The following is a 22,998-nucleotide window of genomic DNA, read 5'->3' as shown; positions in this document are numbered from 1 at the left end:
AGTCAACCTATTCGGCGACTGATACACCGCATTCGCGAGCAAGTCCGCTCCCACATTGGATGTGCGGTGTTTCGGAGAAATCAGATCAGTTCTTCCACCAGTTGCAGGCAATGACTGAGCCCCGGCGATTGATCATTCACCCGCCGGCTGAGAATGATCGGCGAGGTCGCGGTGGCCTCCACCACCGGCGTGTAGCCGATGTCCGCCCGGTGCAACACCTGCACCGAGGCAGGCACCAGCGTCACGCCGATCCCGGCGCCGACCAGGCCGATGGCGGTTTGCAACTCGTTGGTCCACTGCGCCACCTTGAGGCTCAAACCGTGGGCATCGAACAGCGCAATTACATGGTCGGCATAGCTGGGCCGTGGGTTACCGGGGTAGAGCACAAAGGGCTCGGCGGCCAGTTGAGCGAGGGTGGCGGGCGCGTCCAGCAAGGGGTGTCCGGCGGGCAACACAGCCACCAGCCGATCCTCCACCAGCACCCTCTGGACGATGGCCGGGTCGTCGATGCGTATCCGCCCGAAACCCACATCAATCCGCCCGGCCTTGAGCGCTTCGACCTGTTGCAAGGTGGTCATTTCCGACAGCCCCAACTCCAGCTCCAGTGCCTCATGCGTGCGCAGCCGCCGAATCAGTTCCGGCAACACGCCGTACAGCGTCGACGGTGCAAAACCGATGCCCAGCCAGGTCTTTTCACCCTGGCCGATGCGTCGCGTGTTGTCGCAGACCTTGTTCAGTTGTTCCAGCAGCACAGTGGCGTGTTCATAGAAAAACCGACCGGCCTCGGTCAGCCGCAGCGGTCTGCTACGTTCAAGCAGGATCACGCCCAACTCGTCCTCCAACTGCTGGATCTGCCGGCTCAATGGCGGCTGGGCGATGTGCAGGCGTTCGGCGGCGCGGGTGAAGTTGAGGGTTTCCCCCAGCACCTGGAAATAGCGCAGGTGACGCAGTTCCATAACGGTTCCTTTCATACCTTGAGGGTATTGCTTGAGACCCATTCTATATTGGAAGCCTTTAAAAATAGGGCACAAAATCGGCTCAAATCTATAAAGAACCCAACGGGTATTGCCATGCCGATTTGCGCCATCGAGTCGATCGACACGATCATCGTCGACCTCCCCACCCTTCGCCCGCACAAGTTGGCGATGCACACCATGCAAAACCAGACCCTGGTGATCATCCGCCTGCGCTGCGCCGACGGTATCGAAGGCATCGGCGAAGCCACCACCATTGGTGGCCTCAGTTACGGCAACGAAAGTCCTGACAGTATCAAGGTCAACATTGACCGTCACTTCGCGCCCCTGTTGATCGGCCAGGACGCCAGCAATATCAACGCGGCCATGTTGCGCCTGGAGCGCAGTATTCGCGGCAACACCTTTGCCAAGTCCGGTATCGAAAGCGCCTTGCTCGATGCCCTGGGTAAACGCCTGAACCTGCCGGTCAGCGAACTGCTCGGCGGCCGTGTGCGCGATGCCTTGCCGGTGGCCTGGACCCTGGCCAGCGGCAACACTGAAAAGGATATTGCCGAAGCGGAAAAGATGCTCGACCTGCGCCGCCACCGCCTCTTCAAGTTGAAGATTGGCGCGGGTGAGGTCAGCCACGACCTGGCTCACGTGATCGCGATCAAAAAGGCCCTGGGCGACCGCGCCAGTGTGCGCGTCGATGTCAACCAGGCCTGGGATGAAGCGGTGGCACTGCGTGCATGCAAAGTGCTCGGTGACAACGGAATCGACCTGATCGAACAGCCTATCTCACGCAACAACCGCGGCGGCATGGCGCGGCTCAACCTGTCGAGCCCGGCGCCGATCATGGCAGATGAGTCCATCGAGTGTGTCGAGGATGCCTTTAACCTGGCCCGCGAAGGCGCGGCCTCGGTGTTCGCCCTCAAGATCGCCAAGAACGGCGGCCCGCGTGCCGTGTTGCGTACCGCCGCGATTGCCGAAGCGGCCGGCATCGGCCTGTACGGCGGCACCATGCTTGAAGGCGGCATTGGCACCTTGGCCTCGGCGCATGCCTTCCTCACGCTGAACAAGCTGGCGTGGGACACCGAACTGTTCGGCCCGTTGCTGCTCACCGAAGACATCCTCACCGAGCCGCCGGTGTACCGCGATTTCCAGCTGCATGTCTCCACCGCACCGGGCCTGGGCCTGGCCATCGATGAAGAGCGCCTGGCGTTCTTCCGTCGTGACAAACACTAAGAGGCGCCTGCCATGTTGTTCCACGTAAAAATGACCGTGAACCTGCCCCTCGACATGAACCCCGAGCGTGCAGCGGGCCTCAAGGCTGAAGAAAAAGCGTTGGCGCAGCGCCTGCAACAGGAAGGCAAATGGCGCCACCTGTGGCGCATCGCCGGGCACTACGCCAACTACAGCGTGTTCGATGTCGACAGCGTGCAGGAACTGCACGACCTGCTGATGCAACTGCCGCTTTACCCCTACATGGCCATCGAGGTGAACGCCCTGTGCCGTCACCCTTCGTCGATCCATGAGGATGACCGCTAGGCCGGTATTCACCTTAATAACTACAAAATGAGGAATGCACCATGTCCATCCGCCTGTCCCAGACTGCCCATGCCCAACAGTTTCTTGAAGAAGCCAGCGGCAACCTCAACGACGGTGGCAATCCGCGTACCAAAGCGCTGGTCTACCGGATCCTGCGTGACACCGTGAACATCATCGAAGACCTGGAAGTGACCCCGGAAGAATTCTGGAAGGCGGTCAACTATTTGAACGAGTTAGGCAAGCACCAGGAGGCCGGACTGCTCGCCGCCGGGCTGGGCCTGGAACATTACCTGGACTTGTTGATGGACGCTGCCGATGAGGAAGCCGGCAAATCCGGTGGCACTCCGCGCACCATCGAAGGCCCGTTGTATGTGGCCGGTGCGCCGCTGTCGAAGTACGAGGCACGGTTGGATGATGGCAAGGACGACGCGGTGCCGCTGTTCATGCGCGGGCAGGTGCGTGACACCGAGGGCAAACCATTGGCGGGGGCGATTGTGGACGTGTGGCAGGCCAACACGGCGGGTACTTACTCGTGGTTTGATCCGACGCAGTCCGAGTTCAACCTGCGCCGACGCATCGAGACCGACGCACAGGGCAATTACCGATTCCGCAGTATCGTGCCGTCCGGCTACGGCTGCCCGCCAAGCGGGCCGACCCAGCAACTGTTGGATCAACTGGGGCGTCACGGGCAACGGCCAGCGCATATCCACTTCTTCATTTCGGCGCCGGGGCATCGACACCTGACCACGCAGATCAACCTGTCGGATGACCCGTACCTGCATGATGATTTTGCCTATGCGACGCGGGATGAGTTGATCGCGCAGATCCGCTTCAGTGACGATCCACAGCTGGCGCGGGAGTTCGGTGTGGAAGGGCGGTTTGCGCAGATTGATTTTGACTTTGAATTGCAGGTGGCGGATGCGCCGGTAGAGCAGAAGCGCATGCAACGAGTGCGCGCCCTCGAAGACTAAACGCGGTTAAAAATATGGGAGCTGGCTTGCCTGCGATGACGAGGGTGAATGCACCCTAGCTATCGCAGGCAAGCCAGCTCCCACAGGGGGTTGTGGTGTTGGCGCTATTTGCGGACGACCAGGTCCAGCACCTCATCCCGATCCTTGATCTTCTGCAGCACAATCTCCGAGCGTATATCCATCACGCCCGCCGTGCGGTTCAGGTGGTTCACGATAAAGTCCGAGAAGTGCTTGAGGTTGCGTGCCTGCACCCGCAGCACATAGTTGCTGGCGCCGGTGATCACGTAGGCGCTGGCCACTTCCGGCCAGCCCTGCACCTTCTTGATGAATGTCTCGTGCCAATCCTCCACATCCTGGCGCAAGGACAGGTGGACGATGGCCTCCAGCTCGATCCCCAATTGCTCCGCATTCAGCACCGCGCGGTAACCGCTGATGATCCCCTCGCTTTCCAGCAGGCGCAGACGGCGCAGGCAGGCGGACGGCGAAAGCGCGACCTTTTCCGCCAGTTCCTGGTTGCTGATGCGGCCATCCTGTTGCAGGAAATGCAGGAGGCGCAGGTCGGTGGCGTCGAGAATCATGGTTAGAATAAATCCGCGTGTTTGGGGGTTAAATTCGAATTTCCTACAGCTTAATTAGCCTGTTGCTACTCACTTTGCACGAAAATTCTCTAAAACTTCGTTCATTATTTGGTCCATTCTTACTTATAAAAACCAGGACAACCCATGACCACTCGAAGCCATTGCCAAGCCCTCGACGCCCAGGACCCGCTGGCACCTTTGCGCAGCCAGTTCGCCTTGCCGGAGGGTGTGATCTACCTCGACGGTAACTCCCTGGGTGCACGGCCGGTGGCGGCGTTGGCGCGGGCGCAAGCGGTGATTGCCGAGGAGTGGGGCAACGGTTTGATCCGTAGTTGGAACAACGCCGGCTGGGCGGATTTGTCCCTGCGCCTGGGTAACCGCCTGGCACCGTTGATCGGCGCGCGTGACAACGAAGTGGCGATCACCGATACCACCTCTATCAACCTGTTCAAGGTGCTGAGCGCCGCGTTGACCGTGCAGCGCCAACGCCAGCCTGGGCGCAAGGTGATCGTCAGTGAGGCGAGTAACTTCCCCACCGACCTGTACATCGCCGAGGGACTGGCCGAGTTGCTGCAGCAAGGCTATTCCCTGCGCCTGGTGAACAGCCCGGACGAACTGCCCCAGGCCATCGATCAGGACGTGGCGGTGGTGATGCTGACCCACGTCAACTACAAGACCGGCTACATGTACGACATGCAGGCGCTGACCGCCCTGAGCCACGAGTGCGGTGCGCTGAGCATCTGGGACCTGGCGCACTCGGCGGGCGCGGTGCCCATCGACCTGCATCAGGCCGGTGCCGACTATGCGATCGGCTGCACCTACAAGTACCTCAACGGTGGCCCGGGTTCCCAGGCGTTTGTGTGGGTCAATCCAGCGCTGGTGGATGTGGTGCGCCAGCCATTGTCGGGCTGGTTCGGGCACACCCGGCAGTTCGCTATGGAGTCGACGTACGCGCCGAGTGCCGGCATTGCTCGTTATTTGTGCGGTACCCAGCCGATTACTTCACTGGCAATGGTTGAATGTGGCCTGGAGATTTTTGCCCAGACCGATATGGCGAGTTTGCGCAGCAAGTCCCTGGCGTTGACCGATCTGTTTATCGCGTTGGTCGAAGCCCGTTGCGCTGCCCACGACTTGAAGTTGATCACCCCGCGTGAACACGCCAAGCGCGGTAGCCATGTGAGCTTCGAACACCCTGAAGGCTACGCGGTGATCCAGGCCTTGATCGCCCGTGGTGTGATCGGTGACTACCGCGAACCACGCATCATGCGTTTCGGTTTTACCCCGTTGTACACGCGCTTTACCGAAGTATGGGAAGCCGTGGAAATCCTCGGCGACATTCTCGACAACCACACCTGGAACCAACCGCAATTCAAAGTCCGCAACAGCGTCACCTGATCCACCGCCGATCAAAGGTGGGAGCTGGCTTGCCTGCGATGACGGTGGTGAATGCACCGACGCGATCGCAGGCAAGCCAGCTCCCACAGGGTTCCGCGTCAGCAACAACCATCACAATAATAAAGGGGCACGCCACGTGACCACGCCAGACAACGGCTTTGCAGAGATCACCCACCGCGAACTGGGCCTGCGGCGCCAGCTCACTTCCGGCCAGATGAGCATGATCGCCATCGGCGGCGCCATTGGCACCGGGCTGTTCATGGGCAGCGCCTACGCCATTGGTTATGCAGGGCCCAGCGTATTGGTGAGCTACGCCATCGGCGCGTTGATCACCTTGCTGTTGATGGGCTGCCTGGCGGAGATGACGGTGGCCCATTCCACCTCGGGGTCGTTTGGCGCCTACGCCGAGTTTTACATCAGCCCGCTCGCCGGGTTCCTGGTGCGCTATGCCTACTGGGCGGCGATCGTGCTGGCAGTGGGCGCCGAGGTCACGGCGGTGGCGATGTACATGAAGTACTGGTTCGCCAACGTGCCGGAGTGGGTGTGGATCGTGTCGTTTTCCAGTGTGCTGATCCTGCTCAATGCCATCAGCGTGAAGACCTTTGGCAACTTCGAGTACTGGTTCTCGACGATCAAGATCAGCGCCATCGTCGGCTTCATTATCCTCGCCGTGTACGTGGTGTTCGGCTCCGGCAACCCGCAGTACGGTGTGCAGAATTACACCGCCCACGACGGCTTTTTCCCCCATGGCCTGAGCGGCATGTGGATCGCGGTGATCGTGTCGATCTTCAGTTATTTGAGTGTGGAGATGATCGCTGTGGCTGCCGGTGAAGCCGCCGACCCGGAACAGGCGGTGAAGAAAGCCTTCCGCGCCACCATCGTGCGCCTGGTGGTGTTTTACTTGCTGACCCTGGCGCTGATGCTGGCCATCGTGCCGTGGAACCAGGCCGGGCAGGCCCAGAGTCCGTTTGTCACGGTGATGCAGACCATCGGCATACCCGGCGCCACCGGGGTGATGAATTTCGTGATCCTGATTGCGGCGCTCTCGGCCATGAACAGCCAGCTCTACATCACCACCCGCATGATGTTCAGCCTGTCCCGTGCCGGCTTTGCCCCCAAGTCCATGGGCGCGTTGAGCAAGAACGGCATTCCGCTGAATGCATTGCTGCTGTCCAGCTCGGGCATTGCGCTGGCGACTTTGTTGAACGTGGTGTACCCGGAAAGCTCGTTCACGCTGATGATGGCGATCTCGATGTTTGGCGCGATCTTCACCTGGTTCATGATCTTCCTTACCCACCTGTTTTTCCGGCGTTATCGCAAGCGTCACGGTGGGCCGACATTGTCGTTCCAACTCCGGCTGTTTCCCTACAGCACGCTGCTGGGGCTGGTGCTGATGGGCGCGGTGATGGTCACCACGTATTTCACCGAGGCGTTCAAGATGACCCTGGTGTTTGGCGTGCCGTTCCTGCTGATTCTATCGGCGGTGTATTACGGATTCTTCCGCAAGGGCAGGGCCAAGGCGTCGAACAAGGCCTTGGCATAGCCGGGCAGGTGTTCGAACGAGCGCGCGCATAACTGCAGTTTCCGGCGGGCCCACGCTTCCTGCAGGGGGTAGGCCCTGACGCTGCGCTCCAGTGGCCAGCGCTCCAGCGCGGCTTGGGGCACGATGCCCAGGCCAGCGCCGCGGGCGACCATGCGAATCACCCCATCAAAACCCTCGGCACGTATGCGCGTCTGCAAGCGAAAACCGGCGTGCAGCGCCTGTTCTTCGAGGTAAACCGTCAATGCGCTGTGGGGGGCGAGGCCGACAAAGTCGTATTGCAGGCTATCGACAAAACTCCCTGCGCTGAACGGATGATCCTGCGGTGTGATCAGCACCAACGGGTCATCGCGAAAGGGCAGAGTCTGCAGGCCGTGGGTGTCCACCGCGTCGGAGACGATCCCAAGATCTGCCGTGCCCTGGCGTAAGGCCTGGGTGATACGCAGGCTCGGCAACTCCTGCAGATCGATATCGAGATTGGGGTGCTCGCATAGAAAGTCCGCCAGCAGTTCCGGCAGGTATTCGCTGAGGGCGGTGGTGTTGCACAACAGGCGCACCTGGCCTTTGACGCCGTTGGCGTATTCCGCCAGGTCCAGTTGCAGATGTTCGGCCTGTTGCAGCAGCAAGCGGGCATGGCGGGCCAGGGCTTTGCCTGCGGGAGTGGGTGTGACGCCTCGGCGACCGCGTTCCAGGCACTCAATGCCCAGCGAAGCTTCCATCGCCCGGATACGCGCACTCGCCGCGGCCAGGGATAAGTGGCTGCGCCCGGCGCCGGCAGTAATGTTGCCGGTGTCGAGGATGTGCAGATAAAGGCGCAGGTCAATCAAATCAAAATGCATGGTTGGGGGGCCAGTGATTGGACGGGCTTGCTCGCGAAGAGTCTATCAGCCTCACACAAAACAAGAGGCTGCCTCAGTATATGGCGAATTTCCCGCGTCATCGGAAACCCTCACACTGCGCCCATGAATACCTACCTGACGTTCTACCAAAATATCGGCCCCGCCCTGACCCTGCTGGTGATCGGCACCTTCATCCTGGCCGGCACCGTCAAGGGCGTGATCGGCCTGGGCTTGCCCACAGTCTCCATGGGCTTGCTCGGCCTGGCTATGTTACCGGCGCAGGCTGCGGCCTTGCTGATCATCCCGTCGACGATCACCAACCTGTGGCAACTGGCGTTCGGCGGCCATCTGAGCGCATTGGTCAAACGCCTGTGGCCGATGTTGCTGCTGATCTTCCTCGGCACCGGGCTTGGCACGCTGTGGCTGGGTATGAGCGGGGGAAGCTGGGTGGGCCATGCGTTGGGTGGGGCATTGCTGGTGTATGCACTGAGCGGATTGTTCCTACCGACGTTCAAGGTAAAGCCTGAGACCGAGCGTTGGCTGGGCCCTGTGTGCGGCGTGATCACCGGCATCATCACCTCGGCGACCGGCGTGTTCGTGATTCCCTCCGTGCCCTATCTGCAAGCCCTGGGATTGCACCGTGATCAGTTGGTGCAGGCGCTGGGGTTGTCGTTCACTGTTTCCACCTTGGCATTGGCCGCCGGGCTGGTGTGGCGAGGCGAGCTCGGTGGCGGGGAGGTCAATGCGTCGCTGCTGGCGCTGGTGCCGGCACTGCTGGGCATGTGGCTGGGCCAGGCGCTACGCCAGCGCATCAGTGCCGTGTTGTTCAAGCGCGTATTTTTCGTTGGCATGGCCTTGCTGGGCGCGCATCTGCTGATCAGCGGTTAACAATAAAGGGTTTATTCGTGCTTTCCGGTCAAATGTATTTTGCCGTGCCGCCGCTTATTCCAAGGGGACAATGTCGATAGCCTGCCGGCCGACAGTGTTAACCCCTCAGGATGCCTTCCCATGAAAAAAATCCTCCTGCTCAACGGCGGCAAGAAATTCGCTCACTCCGATGGTCGCTACAACGCCACCCTGCATGACGCCGCCGTGGCGGTGTTGGACCGCGCCGGCATCGACGTCAACGTCACGCACATCGACGCAGGCTACGACGTGGCAGAAGAAGTGGCGAAATTCCTCTGGGCTGACGTGATCATCTACCAGATGCCCGGCTGGTGGATGGGCGCACCGTGGATCGTCAAGAAATACATCGACGAAGTCTTCACCGAAGGCCACGGCAGCCTCTACGCCAGCGACGGCCGCACGCGCTCCGATGCCTCGCAGAAATACGGCAGCGGCGGCCTGATCCAGGGCAAGCAGTACATGCTCTCGCTGACTTGGAACGCACCCCAGCAAGCCTTTGACGACCCGACCGACTTCTTCGAAGCCAAGGGCGTGGATGCGGTGTACTTCCCGTTTCACAAGGCCAACGAATTCCTTGGCATGACCGGCCTGCCGACCTTCCTGTGCGTGGACGTGATGAAGCGCCCGGCGATCGAGGCTGACGTAGCGCGCTACGAACAGCATCTGGCGCAGGTCTTCAATTTCTCGGTGTAAGCTGCTGGGAACCGATAACGAGGAGCGCCTGTGAAAGCCCGATCCGATGAGCTACAGATCTTCGTCAGCGTCATTGAATGCGGTTCGATTTCCGCTGCCGCCGAACAGGTCGGGCAGACGCCCTCGGCGGTCAGCCGCACCTTGTCACGCCTGGAAGCCAAGCTCGACACCACGCTGATCAACCGCACCACACGGCGGATGGACTTGACCGAGGAGGGCAAATACTTCTTCGAGCAGGCCAAGGTGATCCTGGCGCAGATGGATGAGCTGGAAGAACGCCTGTCGTCGCGTCAGAAAAAGCCGGCGGGGCGCCTGCGCATCAACGCTGCGGTGCCGTTCATGCTGCATGGGATCGTGCCGTATATCGCGGAGTTTCGCAGCCTCTACCCGGACATTCAACTGGAGCTGAACAGCGATGACTTGATCATCGACCTGCTGGAACAGAGCACTGACATCGCCATTCGCATCGGTGCGTTGGCCGACTCCACCCTGCATGCACGCTCGCTGGGGTGTACGCCACTGCATATCCTCGCCAGCCCCGACTACCTCAAGCAGTACGGCACGCCGACCACGGTTGCCGCATTGGCGGACCACACCTTGCTGGGGTTTACCCAGACCGAAACCCTCAACCACTGGCCGCTGCGCCATGTGGAAGGTGACCGTTGGCTGATCCAGCCCGGCGTGGCAGCGTCCAGTGGTGAAACCGTGCGCCAGTTGGCGTTGGCGGGGCAGGGTATTTGCTGCCTGTCTAATTTCATGACCATCGACGACATCGAGGCCGGGCGTCTGGTGCCGGTGCTTGAGGCGTTCAACAGCGGTTATCGCCAGCCGATCCACGCGGTGTTCTACCGGAACTCGCAGTTGGCGTTGCGTATCCAGTGTTTCCTGGACTTTATCCAGGCCAAGCTGGCGCGGTATGCCTGCTGATTCGTGACCTTCGCGCAAGAGTGAATTGGGCAACAGGGGCTTATTCGTCAGGGATCGGCCCTTGATACTGGCCCCATCACTGACTCACTCAGGAGCACTCTCCATGAAGGTATTTGTAACCGGCGCCGCAGGTTTTATCGGCGGATCCATCGCAACTGGCCTGGTCAAGGCTGGCCACAGCGTTACCGGCCTGGTGCGCAGTGTCGAACAAGCCGCTGAGATGACCGCCCTGGGCATCACTCCGGTGATCGGCAGCCTGGACGACACCGCCGTACTGACCGAACAAGCGCAGAAGGCCGATGCGGTGATCAATGCCGCAAGCAGCGACCATCGCGCCGCCGTGGAAACGCTGTTGGCAGCGTTGAAGGGCTCGAACAAGCCGTTCCTGCACACGAGCGGTTCAAGCATTGTGGGTGATGCGTCGGGCGGCAAGTCCAGCGAGGTCATCTACTTCGAGGACAACCTGCCTGAGCCGACCGTCGACAAGGCCGCCCGCGTGGCCATCGACAACCTGATCCTGGCCGCAGCCAAAGAAGGCGTGAACTCGGCGGTGATCTGCAACACATTGATCTACGGCCACAGCCTGGGCGTGAAGCGCGACAGCGTGCAATTGCCGCGTCTGCTCAAGCAGGCGCGCAAGAGTGGGGTGGTGCGCCATGTGGGCAGCGGGCAGAACATCTGGTCCAACGTGCACATTGAAGATGTGGTGGCGTTGTATTTGCTGGCGCTGACCAAGAATGTGCCGGGCACGTTCTACTTCGTGGAAAGCAGCGAAGCGGCGTTTATCGACATGACCACCGCCATTGCCGAAGCCCTGAACCTGGGCAAACCCCAGGATTGGCCATTGGCCGACGCCGAAGCCGAGTGGGGTTATGAAATGGCCAACTATGGTTTGGGTTCCAACAGCCGAGTGCGTGGCAAGCACGCCCGTGAACGGCTGGGCTGGGCGCCGAAACGTACGTCGGTCGTGGAGTGGATTCGCAACGAGATGGTGTGATGTTCGCTTAAGACCGCGGTGCGCCTTCGCAGGCAAGCCAGCTCCCACATTGGACTGTGTTCACACATCAAATGTGGGGGCCGGGCTTGCCTGCGATGGCGGCGATTCGGTTTACCTGATGTTACACATTACTAGCCCCACCTCCCTCAATTCCGTACCATTCCCCGCCTTATCTTCCGCATTACCCTGGTACTTCATGAACCTCACCCGTCTGCGCGCCGATGCCCTGGCCGGCCTCACCACGTCTTTTGCATTGCTGCCCGAATGCATCGCCTTTGCCCTGGTGGCCCACCTCAACCCGCTGATGGGGCTCTACGGCGCCTTTATCATCTGCACACTGACCGCGTTGTTCGGCGGCCGCCCCGGCATGGTGTCCGGTGCGGCGGGCTCGATGGCAGTGGTAATCGTGGCGCTGGTGGTGCAGCACGGTGTGGAATACCTGTTGGCGACGGTGTTGCTGGGCGGTCTGATCATGGTCGCCTTCGGCCTGCTGCGCCTGGGCAAGCTGGTGCGCATGGTGCCGCATCCGGTGATGCTGGGGTTCGTCAACGGCCTGGCGATCATCATTGCCTTGGCGCAGTTGGAACATTTCAAGAGCGGTGAACAGTGGCTCAGCGGCACGCCGCTGTACGTGATGATCGGCCTGGTGCTGGTGACCATGGCCATTGTCTACCTGCTGCCGCGCATCACCCGCGCCGTGCCGCCCGCGTTGGTGGCGATCCTTGGCGTGGGCCTGGCGGTGTACCTGCTGGGCTTGCCGACCCGCACGTTGGGCGACATGGCCCACATCGCCGGCGGCCTGCCGACCTTCTCCCTGCCGCAGATTCCCTGGACCCTGGAAACCCTCGGCATCATCGCGCCCTATGCGTTCCTGATGGCCATGGTCGGCTTGCTGGAAACCCTGCTCACCCTCAACCTCACCGACGAAATCACCGAGAGCCGCGGCTACCCCGACCGCGAAAGCGTGGCCCTCGGCGCGGCGAATATGGTCTCCGGCCTGTTCGGCGGCATGGGCGGCTGCGCAATGATCGGGCAAACTGTGATCAACCTCAGCTCCGGCGGACGCGGGCGTTTGTCCGGCGTGTTTGCCGGGGTGATGATCCTGTTGTTCATTCTGTTTCTGTCGCCGTTTATCGAGCGCATTCCGTTGGCGGCGCTGGTGGGCGTGATGTTCGTGGTGTCCCAGCAGACCTTCGCCTGGGCCTCCTTGCGGGTGATCAACAAGGTGCCGGTCAATGATGTGCTGGTGATTCTCGCGGTGACGGTCATCACCGTGTTCACCGATCTGGCCACGGCGGTGTTGTGCGGGATTGTGATTGCGGCGTTGAATTTCGCCTGGCAACAAGCGCGAGAGCTGTATGCGGATGAGCACCTGGAAGCCGATGGCAGCAAGCTCTATCGCCTGCATGGCACGTTGTTCTTCGCCTCGACCACGCCGTTCCTGAACCAGTTCGACCCGGCCAACGACCCGGCCCAGGTGACGCTGGATTGCCGTCACCTGAGCTTTGTCGACTACTCAGCGATTGCCGCGTTGATGACCCTGCGTGAGCGTTACACCAAGGCCGGCAAGCATCTGCGGGTGCTGCATCTGTCGGAGCGGTGCAAGAAGCTGCTCAAGCGCGCGAAGGTTCACCACGACTGAACACCAACGTGTAGGCGCGAGCTTGCTCGCGAAAGACTTGAGTGCGCCACCTGCACTCAGGTTATCCGCGTTATCGTTGACGATTTTCGCGAGCAAACTCGCTCCTACAGGGGGGGCCATTCCTTATGGCCCGACCAGGTCTTCCAGCTCTTGGGCGCGGGTCTGGGTCATGTCCAGCAGGCAGGCGGAGCCGTTGACCTGGTCGATGGTGCCGCCGGTCGCGGAGCCTGCGAAGCCGCAATTGGCATCACGGTATTTTATCCACAGGCGCTGCACGTCCTGCAGTTGCTGCTTGCGCGCGCCTTCCTGGGCGGCGAGGGCGGTTTTGTAGGCCTTGTTCAGACGCGTGTCCTGCACCTTGGCTTCCTTGGCGTTGCAATTGACCATGTCTGCGGTCGTGTTGGCGCTGTCCATGCATTTTTTCAACGCTGCGTTATCGGCCGCCGAGGCGGTGCCGCACAGGGCGAGAAACATAGCGCTGGCAGCGAGGGAGGTGCGAATCATGGTCGGTTTTCCTGGGCATGAGTGGAGGCGCATTCTATGACTCGATGGCGGCGCTTGAGTTTCCGGCATCCTCTGATCTTCATGTAAGAACACCCCCCGAATTTTCATCGGCGAACGTCGGGCATATCCCAACGCGACAGCGCTTATCCATGGGCGAAAATTACTTTCATAAAAATTGAAAATCCTCCTCGGTAATGATTTATGAGTTTCACAACCAATTCGACGTGACCCTTTCCGAGGAGTACCGCATGGCCGCATCACCGGGCTTCGGGCTGTTGGCATACGCTGCCATCGCCATCATTGCTTTGATCGTGCTGATCGCACGTTACCGACTCAACCCGTTTATCGTCATCACCCTGGTGTCCATCGGCCTGGCACTGATGGCCGGGATGCCGGCGGACACCATCATGGGCTCCTACGAAGCGGGCGTCGGCAAGACCCTGGGGCATATCGCCCTGGTGGTGGCGCTGGGCACCATGCTCGGCAAGATGATGGCCGAGTCCGGCGGTGCCGAGCAGGTGGCGCGCACGCTGATCAACCGGTTTGGCGAGCGCAACGCGCATTGGGCGATGGTCTGCATCGCGTTTCTGGTGGGGCTGCCGCTGTTTTTCGAAGTGGGCTTTGTGTTGTTGGTGCCGATCGCCTTTACCGTGGCGCGGCGGGTCGGCGTATCGATCCTGATGGTCGGTTTGCCGATGGTTGCCGGTCTGTCGGTGGTGCATGCACTGGTGCCGCCGCACCCGGCGGCGATGATGGCGGTGCTGGCCTATAACGCGTCGGTGGGGCAGACCGTGCTGTATGCGATCCTGATCGGTATCCCGACGGCAATCATTGCAGGCCCTGTCTACGCCAAATTCATCGTGCCGCGTATCCATCTGCCAGCGGAAAACCCGCTGGAACGTCAGTTCATTGACCGCGAACCGCGTACCCGCTTGCCGAGTTTTACCCTGACCATGGGCACCATCCTGTTGCCGGTGGTGCTGATGATGATCGGTGGCTGGGCCAACGTGATTTCCTCCCCGGGCAGCGCTTTCAACCAATTCCTGCTGTTCATTGGCAACTCGGTGATTGCGCTGCTGGTGGCGACATTGGTGAGTTTCTGGACCTTGGGTATTGCGCAGGGTTTCAATCGCGAGTCGATCCTCAAATTCACCAATGAATGCCTGGCTCCTACCGCGAGCATCACCTTGTTGGTGGGCGCGGGCGGCGGTTTGAATCGCATCCTGGTGGATGCGGGCGTTACCAACGAAATTCTCGGCCTGGCCCACGCTTTTCAGCTGTCGCCACTGGTGATGGGCTGGCTGTTTGCCGCGTTGATGCGAATTGCCACGGGCTCGGCCACCGTCGCCATGACCACCGCGTCCGGCGTGGTGGCACCTGTCGCCATGGGCCTGGGTTATCCACACCCCGAATTGCTGGTGCTGGCCACTGGCGCGGGTTCGGTGATCTTTTCCCACGTGAACGACGGCGGCTTCTGGCTGATCAAGGAATACTTCAATATGACGGTGATCCAGACCTTCAAGACCTGGACCGTGCTGGAGACTCTGATTTCCGTGGTCGCCTTCGGTCTGACTTATGGCCTGTCCTGCATCTTGTAACCCGGAGACCCCATGGACATCCTCTACCAGATCCGCGCCCGCCAGGACGCCTTCAGCGCCGGCGAAGGGCGTATCGCCAAGCTGATGCTCAATGACGTGGGGTTTGCCGCATCGGCCAGCCTGGAAGAGTTGTCCCAGCGCGCCGAGGTCAGCACAGCCACCTTGTCGCGGTTCGCGCGCAGCGTGGGGTGTCGGGATCTGCGGGATTTGCGCCTGCAATTGGCCCAGGCCAGTGGAGTCGGCAGCCGCTTCCTCGACCCTGCGGGGTTGCCGGAACAGTCGGCATTTCACCGGCAGATCCTGGGGGATATCGAGGCGACGTTGCGTCAGCACTTGTCGGGGTTCAACCAGGCGAGTTTCGTCGATGCGGTGAGTTTGCTCGGCAAGGCGCGGATGATCCATGCGTTCGGCATGGGCGGTCCGTCGAGTCTGTGCAGTGATGAGTTGCAGGTGCGCCTGGTGCGCCTGGGTTATCCGATTGCCGCCTGCCATGACCCGGTCATGATGCGCGTCACGGCGGCGACGCTAGGGCCCGAGCATGCGTTGATTGTGTGCTCCCTGACTGGCCTTACCCCTGAGTTGCTCGACGTGGTGACCCTGGCACGCAACTACGACGCGCGCATCGTCGCCATCACCCTGGCCGATTCCCCCTTGGCGCAGTTGGCGGATGTCTTGCTGCCGCTGCAACCGGCCGAAACCAGTTTTATCTATAAGCCCACCGCGGCGCGCTACGGACTGCTGCTGGCCATCGACCTGCTCGCCACCGAACTGGCGTTGGCCCTGCCAGACGACAACCAAGAGCGCCTGCGCCGGATCAAGCTGGCTCTGGACGATTATCGCGGCGGCCCCGACAGCCTGCCGCTTGGAGACTGATATGAAGTACGACACGTTGATCCGCCAGGCGCTGATCATTGATGGCAGCAACACCCCCGGCTATGTAGCCGATGTGGGGCTGCGCGACGGGCGCATCGAGACGATTGGCGACCTGTCGAACGCCCAGGCTGAGCATGAGATCGATGCGAGTGGCCGCGTCTTGGCACCGGGTTTCATCGACGTGCACACCCACGATGACACGGTGGTGATCCGCCAGCCGCAGATGCTGCCCAAGCTCAGCCAGGGTGTGACTACGGTGATTGTCGGCAACTGTGGCATCAGTGCGTCGCCAGTGACGTTGCGCAGCGATCCGCCGGACCCGATGAACCTGTTGGGCAGCGCTTCGGCGTTTGTTTATCCGCGTTTCAGCGACTATCGAGCGGCGGTCGAAAAGGCTCATCCGGCGGTCAACGTCGCGGCGCTGATCGGTCATACGGCGCTGCGCAGCAATCATATGGACGACCTGCACCGTACCGCTTCAGCGGATGAAATCGCCGCCATGCGCGTGCAGTTGCACGAGAGTCTCGAAGCCGGCGCCCTCGGTTTATCCACAGGCCTGGCCTACGCCAGTGCGTTCAATGCCGAGACCGATGAGGTGTTGCAACTGAGTGAAGAGCTCACCGCGTTCGGTGCGGTGTACACCACTCACCTGCGCAGTGAGTTCGAGCCGGTGCTGGAGGCGATGGACGAAGCCTTCCTGATCGGCCGGCATGCCAAGGTGCCGGTGATTATTTCCCACCTCAAATGTGCCGGCGCCGGCAATTGGGGACGTAGTCCGCAGTTGCTGGCCTCGCTGGAACTGGCGGCGAAAACCCATCCGGTGGGCTGCGACTGCTATCCCTATGCGGCAAGTTCCTCGACCCTGGACCTCAAGCAGGTGACCGACGCGTTTCGTATCACCATCACCTGGTCGACGCCGCATCCGGAAGTGAGCGGGCGTGACTTGCAGGATATTGCCGCTGAGTGGGATGTTTCGTTGATGGACGCAGCACGTCGGCTACAACCGGCAGGCGCGGTGTATTACGGGATGGATGAAGCGGATGTGCGGCGCATCCTGGCGCACCCGCTGTCGATGGTCGGGTCGGATGGGTTGCCCGAGGATCCGTTCCCGCATCCGCGTTTGTGGGGCGCGTTTCCACGGGTATTGGGGCATTTCAGCCGGGATATCGGATTGTTTCCGTTGCACACCGCCGTGCACAAAATGACCGGGTTGTCGGCGGCGCGGTTTGGCTTGGCTGAGCGCGGGGAGATTCGTGAAGGGCACTGGGCTGACCTGGTGCTGTTCGACCCGTTGCGTGTGCGCGACGTGGCAGATTTCAAGGCGCCGCAGCGGGCGGCGGAAGGTATTGATGGGGTGTGGATCAACGGTGTGCTGAGCTACAGCGAGGGGCAGGCGAACGGTCAGCGGCCGGGTCGCTTCCTGGCACGCAGCGGGGATTTGCGTCGGGGTTTTTCGTCTCTATAGTGGGGGCTCTTTTAAACGGAGCGGTCGCCATGCACTTAGGAAAAGTCACCCCCATCCTGCGGATTTTCGACGAGGCCAAGGCGTTGGAATTCTACGTCGATTTCCTGGGGTTCAAGGTGGATTGGCAGCATCGTTTCGAGGCGAATTTCCCGCTGTATTTGCAGGTGTCGTTGGGTGAGTGTGTGCTGCATTTGACTGAGCATCATGGCGATGCCTCGCCGGGTGCTGCGGTGCGGATCCAGGCGCAAGGGGTGGACGCCTATCAGCAGCAGTTGGCGGGCAAGGATTATCGGTATGCCAAGCCTGGGGTTGAGGAAACACCTTGGGGATCGCGGGAGATGAGCATCAAGGACCCGTTCGGGAATCGCGTGGTGTTTGTCGAGGAAGGCGAGGGCTGAAGGGCAAATCGCAGGCAATAAAAAACCGCCTTGGTAGGGCGGTTTTTTTTGCAATCCCAGTTAGTGGCTGGGGTTGCTGTCTCAAAGATGCGATGACCCGCGTCCAAAGGCTCATGTGTTCCGGTAAGTGCGCTGGAGGTAAGGCCTAACTCACGGAGGGCCGAGTATATCTAAGTTTGCACGACGTACGTGGAACCTCGTCGTGAACTGCCTGCGTGCTTATCACGTCTGGAAGTTCCTGCGAGACAGCTTCGATGACCGCTAAGGTCTGAGAAGTGGAGCCGCCTGGGTTTAGGCCGAGGCGGCTTTTTGGTTGCTTACACCCGGAAATGACTGACCATCTGTTGCAGCTGGCTGCCCAGCCGCGCCAGTTCCACACTCGACTTGGCCGTCTCGTCACTCGCCGTAGCGGTCTGTTCCGATACATCACGCACATTCACAATGCTGCGGCTGATCTCTTCAGCCACGGCGCTTTGCTGCTCGGCGGCGGCGGCGATCTGCTGGTTCATCGACTGGATATTCGACACCGTACGCGTGATGTTCTCCAGCGACACGCCGGCCTTGCGGGTCAGCTCGACACTGCTGTCGGTGAGGCTACGGCTGTTGTTCATCACATTGGCCACTTGCTGGGTGCCATTCTGCAACCCGGCGACCAGGCCTTCGATTTCCTCGGTGGACTTCTGCGTGCGCTGGGCCAGGCCGCGCACTTCATCAGCCACCACGGCAAACCCACGCCCGGCTTCACCCGCCCGCGCTGCTTCGATCGCCGCGTTGAGGGCCAGCAGGTTGGTCTGTTCGGCGACGGCCTTGATCACGTCCATCACGCTGCCGATCTTGTTGCTCTCTTGTTGCAGGTGGGTCATGGCGTCGGTGGAACGCGCCACTTCAGCGGCCAGGCGCTCGATCTGGGCGATGGCCTCGGCCACCACCTTGTCGCCTGCGCGGGCTTGGCCATCGGCATCGGCGGCGGCCAGGGAAGCTTGCTCCGCGTTGCGCGCCACTTCCTGCACGGTGGCGGTCATTTCGTGCATCGCCGTGGCGACCTGATCTGTCTCGATCTTCTGGCTGTTCACGCCGGCGCTGGTCTGCTCGGTGACGGCCGACAGTTCTTCGGCAGCGCTGGCGATCTGAGTTACGCCGTCGCGAATACCGCTGATCAATTCACGCAAGGTGGTGCCCATGCGCTGGATGCCTTGTTGCAGCACGCCCAGTTCGTCCCGGCGAGTGACCTGGATGTTGTGGCTCAAGTCGCCGGAGGCAATGCGTTCCACCACCGCCAGGGTTTCCTGGATCGGGCGGGTGATCTGACGGGTGATGACCAGTGCGGCGATCACGCCAACCAGCAAGGCCAGCAAGGTGCTGATCAACTGTAGACTGCGAGCCTGGGCGCTTTCTGCGTCGCGGCGAGTGAGCTGGATTTCGTACAGTTTGTCGCTGATTGTGACGATATCAGCGCCTTGGGTGGTCATTTCGGCACGGGCAGTCACGATGTTGGCGTTGGCTGCCTTGTAGTTCTGCACCGCGCTGCGGTAGGCACCCAGGGCGGTTTCCAATGCGGTCAGCGCGCTTTGCTGGCTGGCGCCAAAGGTGGCGTTGAGGTCTTTCAAGCCGGCGATGGCTTTTTCAATCTGTGCAGCTGCGCGCGCTTCGGTCTCCGGGCTGACGTTACCGGTGTAGCCGCGTACTTCGTAGCGAGCCAACTGGAATTGCATCTTGGCGTCGGCCACCGCCTGGAACTGCGCCAGGTGTTCCGAACTGTCAGGCATTTGCTTCACGCTGGTTTCCAATGCGTTGATCTGTGCATTGGCAATATCCGCCTTGTCGCCCATCACTTGGCGTGAGGCGTTGCCGTTGCGGTAGGCCTCGCGCATTTTGTTCAGCGACTGCTGATAAGCGGTGATGATGGCTTTCTGCTCGTTGAGCAGCTTGAGGTTTTCCGGGCTCTTGAAGCTGTCGATCAGCTTCTGCTGCTGGGCAGCGAAAGCGTCCAGGTTGGTCTGTACGTTCTGGGCCACCGCTTCGTCGCCGTTGGCGAGCATGTATTGCAGGCGCACGATACGCAGCTTGGTCAACGACGCGTTGAGCTGGGTGATATCGCTCATCCAGTTACTGCGGTCGATCAGGCCGCCCAGGCTGGTCCAGCCGGTCAATGCCAGAATCGACGTGAGGACAAGCACCAGGCCGAAGCCCAGGCCCAGTTTGAGGTTGACGCTGATGTTGCCGAACCAGCTATTCATCGAATGCTCCGCAAGAATGATGGGGTGTGCTGGACGGTTATTGATTTTGGAGCCAGCTGCTGTGTAGGGCTGTATCGGCGGCGGGCGTTGAATCTGAAATGCTAATTTGCCGGGTGCGACGAAGAGGCGCACTGCAGTCGTGGCGCGGGGAGGGGGGCTGATCATGGGGCGATCTTGTGTGCTAGTCTGCGGGCCCTTTTAGTTCTGGGTAGCCTGGGAAAACCAGTGTTGTCCTACAGCGGAGCCTCTTCATGTCCGAAGTTAATCTGTCCACCGACGAAACCCGCGTCAGCTACGGTATCGGCCGTCAGTTGGGCGACCAACTGCGTGACAACCCGCCACCAGGTGTGAGCCTGGACGCAATCCTGGCTGGCCTGACCGACGCCTTCGGCGGCAAGCCAAGCCGTGTGGACCAAGAGCAAATGGCCGCCAGCTTCAAAGTGATCCGTGAAGTCATGCAAGCCGAAGCGGCCGCCAAGGCTGAAGCTGCAGCGGGCGCTGGCCTGGCGTTCCTGGCTGAAAATGCCAAGCGTGATGGCATCACCACCCTGGCTTCCGGCCTGCAATTCGAAGTGTTGACCGCAGGTGACGGCGCCAAGCCGACCCGTGAAGACCAAGTGCGCACTCATTACCACGGCACCTTGATCGACGGCACTGTGTTCGACAGCTCCTACGAGCGCGGCCAGCCTGCAGAATTCCCGGTGGGCGGCGTGATCGCCGGCTGGACCGAAGCCCTGCAACTGATGAATGCCGGCAGCAAATGGCGCCTTTACGTGCCGAGCGAACTGGCTTACGGCGCTCAAGGCGTTGGCAGCATCCCGCCGCACAGCGTTCTGGTGTTCGACGTCGAACTGCTCGACGTTCTGTAAGACCTGTTGTTGATTACCTGTAGGAGCGAGCTTGCTCGCGAAAAACGTCAACGATAACGCCGCGCGTCTGGTGTAGCGCGGCGGTTTCAAGTTCTTCGCGAGCAAGCTCGCTCCTACAGTGTTTTGCGTGGTCGCTCATGGATGGAACTTGCCATTCAGCTCCGTCGCCGGGCGCAACGCTCGGGCATAGCAGAACAGAAACAGATTGCGCACCACTTCCTTCAACACACCGGGTTCGCTCGAACTCAGCCCGTTGACGTCCAGGTCACCCTGGTCCTGCAGTTCGTTCAGCGCTTCTTCTTCCAGCACCGCACAGACTTCACCGGTTTCCCGATGCAGGATCCGCAGGTAAGGGTGTGGTCGGTCCAGCCAGGCGTCTATCAAATAAGTCATGGTTCTCATCTCCTTGATGGGTTTCAATGAGAATAATTCTTATTCGTAGAATAGCAAGTGCCTATTGGCGGTTTCTGGTTTTTTCTGTGTGGATATTGCGCGGGATCAAACGGGAGGGCGAAACGCCATCCCGCGGCGGGCGCGGGATGGAGGCAATACGTTCAGACTTTGCGCACGAACTCGGACTTGAGCTTCATCGGACCGATACCGTCGATTTTGCAGTCGATATCGTGGTCGCCATCGCACAGGCGGATGTTCTTGACCTTGGTGCCGACCTTCACGACCAGGGAAGTGCCCTTGACCTTGAGGTCTTTGATCACGGTGATGGTGTCGCCGTCCTGCAGTACATTGCCGACGGAGTCTTTCTTCACGGTTTCGTCGCTGGCCGCTTCGGCCTCGCTATTGGCGGACCACTCATGGGCGCATTCCGGGCAGATCAGCTGGGCGCCGTCTTCGTAGGTGTATTCGGAATTGCATTTCGGGCAGGGTGGCAACGTGCTCACTAAAGCTCCTTAGGAGTCAGGATGGCTAAAAGTCGCACATTATATAGGGTTTTGTGGTGTGGCAGGCTATACGCGATCTAAATGTGGGAGCGGGCTTGCTCGCGAAGGCGGCGGGTCAGCTGCTACATGTGCTGACTGACACTCAACCTTCGCGAGCAAGCCCGCTCCCACACAAACCTGCTCGCCACAGATTTGTGTCAGTGCGTACGCGCGACCGCAAACTCACTCAGCTCGACCAGGGCGTCCCGGTATTCGCTGGCGGGAAGGGCTTCCAGGCACTGAATGGCACGGGCCACGTAGTCACGCGCCAGTTGAGCGGTGTACTCCAGGGAACCCGAGGCTTCCACGGCGGCGCGGATGGCCTCCAGGTCTTCGATCCCGCCTTTCTGGATCGCCTTGCGCACCAGGGCGGCCTGTTCCGGCGTGCCTTCGCGCATGGTGTAGATCAATGGCAGGGTTGGCTTGCCTTCAGCCAGGTCGTCACCGACGTTCTTGCCCAGGGTTTCGGCGTCGCCCTTGTAGTCGAGCAGGTCGTCCACCAGTTGGAACGCCACGCCCAGGTGGTCGCCAAAGGTACGCAGGGCTTCGGCCTGCTCGGCCGTTGCGCCGCACAACGCAGCGGCGCTGTGGGTGGAGGCTTCGAAGAGCATCGCGGTTTTGCCGCGAATCACTTCCATGTAGGTTTCTTCGGTGGTACTGGCGTCGCGGACCTTCGACAGTTGCAACACTTCGCCTTCGGCGATGATGCGTGTGGCCTGCGAAAGAATCTTCATCACCGGCATCGAGCCGAGTTCAACCATCATTTCGAACGAGCGCGAGTACAGGAAGTCACCCACCAGCACGCTTGGAGCGTTGCCCCACATCGCATTGGCGGTCTCGCGGCCACGGCGCATGCCGGACATGTCGACCACGTCGTCATGCAGCAGGGTGGCGGTATGCAGGAATTCGATAGTGGCGGCCAGCAGGCGCAGGTCATCGCCTTCGCGACCCAGGGCCTTGCCGCACAGCAGCACTAATAAAGGACGCAGGCGCTTACCGCCCGCCGACGTAATATAGTCGCCAATTTTGGAGACCAGCGGCACTTTAGAAGTCAGCTGCTTCTTGATGATGCCGTCGACGGCGCTAAAATCGTCCGCGACCGCGCGGTAGAAAGCTTGGGGTTGCATCAG

At 60.8% G+C, this 22,998-nt stretch carries 23 protein-coding genes and 1 pseudogene; 15 read left to right on the top strand and 9 right to left on the bottom strand.

All coding sequences use genetic code 11. From position 1 onward, the window contains the following. Positions 1 to 80: 80 nt before the first annotated feature. Positions 81 to 956 carry a LysR family transcriptional regulator gene (locus BMZ57_RS27805; RefSeq protein ID WP_010206524.1) on the bottom strand — a complete coding sequence of 292 codons (876 nt, stop codon included), beginning with the start codon at positions 954 to 956 and terminating at the stop codon, positions 81 to 83. A 114-nt stretch (positions 957 to 1,070) separates the two neighbouring features. On the opposite strand from BMZ57_RS27805, the gene BMZ57_RS27800 reads away from it, so the two are divergent. From BMZ57_RS27800 to catA, 3 genes are read left to right on the top strand one after another with little or no spacing between them, the layout of a single operon-like run. Continuing rightward, positions 1,071 to 2,198, top strand: coding sequence for a muconate cycloisomerase family protein (locus BMZ57_RS27800; RefSeq protein WP_010206523.1), 1,128 nt, complete (start codon positions 1,071 to 1,073; stop codon positions 2,196 to 2,198). Between the two features lie 12 nt (positions 2,199 to 2,210). Next, positions 2,211 to 2,501 carry a muconolactone Delta-isomerase gene (catC, locus tag BMZ57_RS27795; protein WP_010206522.1) on the top strand — a complete coding sequence of 97 codons (291 nt, stop codon included), beginning with the start codon at positions 2,211 to 2,213 and terminating at the stop codon, positions 2,499 to 2,501. Positions 2,502 to 2,542: 41 nt separating this feature from the next. Continuing rightward, positions 2,543 to 3,472, top strand: coding sequence for a catechol 1,2-dioxygenase (gene catA, locus BMZ57_RS27790; RefSeq protein WP_021492162.1), 930 nt, complete (start codon positions 2,543 to 2,545; stop codon positions 3,470 to 3,472). 104 nt (positions 3,473 to 3,576) lie between these two features. Here the strand turns inward: catA and BMZ57_RS27785 are convergent, their stop codons facing one another. Further along, positions 3,577 to 4,050, bottom strand: coding sequence for an Lrp/AsnC family transcriptional regulator (locus BMZ57_RS27785; RefSeq protein ID WP_003176072.1), 474 nt, complete (start codon positions 4,048 to 4,050; stop codon positions 3,577 to 3,579). A gap of 144 nt (positions 4,051 to 4,194) precedes the next feature. Here BMZ57_RS27785 and kynU point away from each other — a divergent pair, with 144 nt between their 5' ends. Continuing rightward, entirely contained in the window at positions 4,195 to 5,445 is a 1,251-nt protein-coding gene (kynU, locus tag BMZ57_RS27780; RefSeq protein ID WP_010206520.1) for a kynureninase, read from the top strand. Positions 5,446 to 5,581: 136 nt separating this feature from the next. Continuing rightward, on the top strand, positions 5,582 to 6,988 hold the full coding sequence (locus tag BMZ57_RS27775) for an amino acid permease (protein ID WP_010206519.1): 1,407 nt from the start codon (positions 5,582 to 5,584) through the stop codon (positions 6,986 to 6,988). Here BMZ57_RS27775 and BMZ57_RS27770 read toward each other — a convergent pair. Beyond that, positions 6,934 to 7,824, bottom strand: coding sequence for a LysR family transcriptional regulator (locus tag BMZ57_RS27770; protein WP_010206518.1), 891 nt, complete (start codon positions 7,822 to 7,824; stop codon positions 6,934 to 6,936). The genes BMZ57_RS27775 and BMZ57_RS27770 overlap by 55 nt on opposite strands. A 123-nt stretch (positions 7,825 to 7,947) precedes the next feature. On the opposite strand from BMZ57_RS27770, the gene BMZ57_RS27765 reads away from it, so the two are divergent. The 5 genes from BMZ57_RS27765 (at position 7,948) to BMZ57_RS27745 (ending at position 12,989) form a co-directional block, all read left to right on the top strand. Next, the gene (locus tag BMZ57_RS27765) at positions 7,948 to 8,712 is read left to right on the top strand and encodes a sulfite exporter TauE/SafE family protein (RefSeq protein ID WP_010206517.1); all 765 of its coding nucleotides are present in this window, start codon (positions 7,948 to 7,950) and stop codon (positions 8,710 to 8,712) included. A gap of 120 nt (positions 8,713 to 8,832) precedes the next feature. Next, positions 8,833 to 9,423 (top strand): NADPH:quinone oxidoreductase MdaB, encoded by a 591-nt coding sequence (gene mdaB, locus BMZ57_RS27760; protein WP_010206516.1) that lies wholly within the window; start codon positions 8,833 to 8,835, stop codon positions 9,421 to 9,423. 30 nt (positions 9,424 to 9,453) lie between these two features. Beyond that, positions 9,454 to 10,350, top strand: coding sequence for a LysR family transcriptional regulator (locus BMZ57_RS27755; RefSeq protein WP_045791637.1), 897 nt, complete (start codon positions 9,454 to 9,456; stop codon positions 10,348 to 10,350). A 103-nt stretch (positions 10,351 to 10,453) separates the two neighbouring features. After that, the gene (locus BMZ57_RS27750; protein WP_021492160.1) at positions 10,454 to 11,347 is read left to right on the top strand and encodes an NAD-dependent epimerase/dehydratase family protein; all 894 of its coding nucleotides are present in this window, start codon (positions 10,454 to 10,456) and stop codon (positions 11,345 to 11,347) included. Positions 11,348 to 11,543: 196 nt separating this feature from the next. Then, the gene (locus tag BMZ57_RS27745) at positions 11,544 to 12,989 is read left to right on the top strand and encodes a SulP family inorganic anion transporter (RefSeq protein WP_042571634.1); all 1,446 of its coding nucleotides are present in this window, start codon (positions 11,544 to 11,546) and stop codon (positions 12,987 to 12,989) included. Between the two features lie 123 nt (positions 12,990 to 13,112). Here the strand turns inward: BMZ57_RS27745 and BMZ57_RS27740 are convergent, their stop codons facing one another. Next, entirely contained in the window at positions 13,113 to 13,493 is a 381-nt protein-coding gene (locus tag BMZ57_RS27740) for a lysozyme inhibitor LprI family protein (protein WP_010206504.1), read from the bottom strand. Between the two features lie 248 nt (positions 13,494 to 13,741). On the opposite strand from BMZ57_RS27740, the gene BMZ57_RS27735 reads away from it, so the two are divergent. Genes BMZ57_RS27735 through BMZ57_RS27720 form a run of 4 tightly spaced genes read left to right on the top strand, consistent with a single transcriptional unit; the run spans position 13,742 to position 17,827 of the window. Then, a complete protein-coding gene (locus BMZ57_RS27735) occupies positions 13,742 to 15,091 on the top strand; it encodes a GntT/GntP/DsdX family permease (protein WP_010206503.1) in 1,350 nt (449 codons plus the stop codon). A gap of 12 nt (positions 15,092 to 15,103) precedes the next feature. After that, complete coding sequence (locus tag BMZ57_RS27730) at positions 15,104 to 15,964, top strand: MurR/RpiR family transcriptional regulator (RefSeq protein WP_010206501.1); 861 nt, start codon at positions 15,104 to 15,106, stop codon at positions 15,962 to 15,964. A 1-nt stretch (position 15,965) separates the two neighbouring features. Next, a complete protein-coding gene (locus BMZ57_RS27725; protein WP_044287868.1) occupies positions 15,966 to 17,429 on the top strand; it encodes an N-acyl-D-amino-acid deacylase family protein in 1,464 nt (487 codons plus the stop codon). 29 nt (positions 17,430 to 17,458) lie between these two features. After that, complete coding sequence (locus BMZ57_RS27720; RefSeq protein WP_010206499.1) at positions 17,459 to 17,827, top strand: glyoxalase superfamily protein; 369 nt, start codon at positions 17,459 to 17,461, stop codon at positions 17,825 to 17,827. A gap of 317 nt (positions 17,828 to 18,144) precedes the next feature. On the opposite strand, the gene BMZ57_RS30320 is transcribed toward BMZ57_RS27720, so the two are convergent. Both BMZ57_RS30320 and BMZ57_RS30315 read right to left on the bottom strand, forming a co-directional pair. Next, a complete protein-coding gene (locus BMZ57_RS30320) occupies positions 18,145 to 19,008 on the bottom strand; it encodes a methyl-accepting chemotaxis protein (protein WP_370636473.1) in 864 nt (287 codons plus the stop codon). Further along, positions 19,000 to 19,929: pseudogene (locus BMZ57_RS30315) on the bottom strand (methyl-accepting chemotaxis protein); the annotation flags it as partial. The gene BMZ57_RS30320 and the pseudogene BMZ57_RS30315, both read right to left, overlap by 9 nt. Before the next feature lie 386 nt (positions 19,930 to 20,315). Between BMZ57_RS30315 and bamJ the strand changes: the two are divergent. Beyond that, entirely contained in the window at positions 20,316 to 20,933 is a 618-nt protein-coding gene (gene bamJ / locus BMZ57_RS27710) for a BamJ family beta-barrel-assembly machinery protein (RefSeq protein ID WP_010206497.1), read from the top strand. A gap of 135 nt (positions 20,934 to 21,068) precedes the next feature. Here bamJ and BMZ57_RS27705 read toward each other — a convergent pair whose 3' ends face one another. The 3 genes from BMZ57_RS27705 to BMZ57_RS27695 form a co-directional block, all read right to left on the bottom strand. Then, positions 21,069 to 21,326: a PA4570 family protein gene (locus BMZ57_RS27705; RefSeq protein WP_003194088.1), complete on the bottom strand. Its 258-nt coding sequence runs from the start codon at positions 21,324 to 21,326 to the stop codon at positions 21,069 to 21,071. Between the two features lie 161 nt (positions 21,327 to 21,487). Beyond that, positions 21,488 to 21,829, bottom strand: a complete 342-nt coding sequence (locus BMZ57_RS27700; protein WP_010206496.1) for a zinc ribbon domain-containing protein YjdM — start codon at positions 21,827 to 21,829, stop codon at positions 21,488 to 21,490. A gap of 197 nt (positions 21,830 to 22,026) precedes the next feature. Next, positions 22,027 to 22,995, bottom strand: a complete 969-nt coding sequence (locus BMZ57_RS27695) for a polyprenyl synthetase family protein (protein WP_010206495.1) — start codon at positions 22,993 to 22,995, stop codon at positions 22,027 to 22,029. Between the last annotated feature and the right edge of the window lie 3 nt (positions 22,996 to 22,998).

The sequence above is a fragment of the Pseudomonas simiae genome (assembly GCF_900111895.1).
Lineage (GTDB): Bacteria > Pseudomonadota > Gammaproteobacteria > Pseudomonadales > Pseudomonadaceae > Aquipseudomonas > Aquipseudomonas simiae.
Note: the sequence above shows the minus strand (reverse complement) of the source record. Positions and strands in the feature narration are given on the sequence as shown.

What these genes read in the sequence shown, in the direction of transcription:
- BMZ57_RS27740 (WP_010206504.1), bottom strand. Translation starts at nt 13,493, where the DNA reads ATGATTCGCACCTCCCTCGCTGCCAGCGCTATGTTTCTCGCCCTGTGC.
- catA (WP_021492162.1), top strand. Translation starts at nt 2,543, where the DNA reads ATGTCCATCCGCCTGTCCCAGACTGCCCATGCCCAACAGTTTCTTGAA.
- BMZ57_RS27725 (WP_044287868.1), top strand. Translation starts at nt 15,966, where the DNA reads ATGAAGTACGACACGTTGATCCGCCAGGCGCTGATCATTGATGGCAGC.
- BMZ57_RS27705 (WP_003194088.1), bottom strand. Translation starts at nt 21,326, where the DNA reads ATGACTTATTTGATAGACGCCTGGCTGGACCGACCACACCCTTACCTG.
- BMZ57_RS27800 (WP_010206523.1), top strand. Translation starts at nt 1,071, where the DNA reads ATGCCGATTTGCGCCATCGAGTCGATCGACACGATCATCGTCGACCTC.
- BMZ57_RS27770 (WP_010206518.1), bottom strand. Translation starts at nt 7,824, where the DNA reads ATGCATTTTGATTTGATTGACCTGCGCCTTTATCTGCACATCCTCGAC.
- BMZ57_RS27695 (WP_010206495.1), bottom strand. Translation starts at nt 22,995, where the DNA reads ATGCAACCCCAAGCTTTCTACCGCGCGGTCGCGGACGATTTTAGCGCC.
- BMZ57_RS27765 (WP_010206517.1), top strand. Translation starts at nt 7,948, where the DNA reads ATGAATACCTACCTGACGTTCTACCAAAATATCGGCCCCGCCCTGACC.
- BMZ57_RS27735 (WP_010206503.1), top strand. Translation starts at nt 13,742, where the DNA reads ATGGCCGCATCACCGGGCTTCGGGCTGTTGGCATACGCTGCCATCGCC.
- BMZ57_RS27730 (WP_010206501.1), top strand. Translation starts at nt 15,104, where the DNA reads ATGGACATCCTCTACCAGATCCGCGCCCGCCAGGACGCCTTCAGCGCC.
- BMZ57_RS30320 (WP_370636473.1), bottom strand. Translation starts at nt 19,008, where the DNA reads ATGGGCACCACCTTGCGTGAATTGATCAGCGGTATTCGCGACGGCGTA.
- mdaB (WP_010206516.1), top strand. Translation starts at nt 8,833, where the DNA reads ATGAAAAAAATCCTCCTGCTCAACGGCGGCAAGAAATTCGCTCACTCC.
- catC (WP_010206522.1), top strand. Translation starts at nt 2,211, where the DNA reads ATGTTGTTCCACGTAAAAATGACCGTGAACCTGCCCCTCGACATGAAC.
- BMZ57_RS27805 (WP_010206524.1), bottom strand. Translation starts at nt 956, where the DNA reads ATGGAACTGCGTCACCTGCGCTATTTCCAGGTGCTGGGGGAAACCCTC.
- BMZ57_RS27785 (WP_003176072.1), bottom strand. Translation starts at nt 4,050, where the DNA reads ATGATTCTCGACGCCACCGACCTGCGCCTCCTGCATTTCCTGCAACAG.
- bamJ (WP_010206497.1), top strand. Translation starts at nt 20,316, where the DNA reads ATGTCCGAAGTTAATCTGTCCACCGACGAAACCCGCGTCAGCTACGGT.
- BMZ57_RS27745 (WP_042571634.1), top strand. Translation starts at nt 11,544, where the DNA reads ATGAACCTCACCCGTCTGCGCGCCGATGCCCTGGCCGGCCTCACCACG.
- BMZ57_RS27720 (WP_010206499.1), top strand. Translation starts at nt 17,459, where the DNA reads ATGCACTTAGGAAAAGTCACCCCCATCCTGCGGATTTTCGACGAGGCC.
- BMZ57_RS27750 (WP_021492160.1), top strand. Translation starts at nt 10,454, where the DNA reads ATGAAGGTATTTGTAACCGGCGCCGCAGGTTTTATCGGCGGATCCATC.
- kynU (WP_010206520.1), top strand. Translation starts at nt 4,195, where the DNA reads ATGACCACTCGAAGCCATTGCCAAGCCCTCGACGCCCAGGACCCGCTG.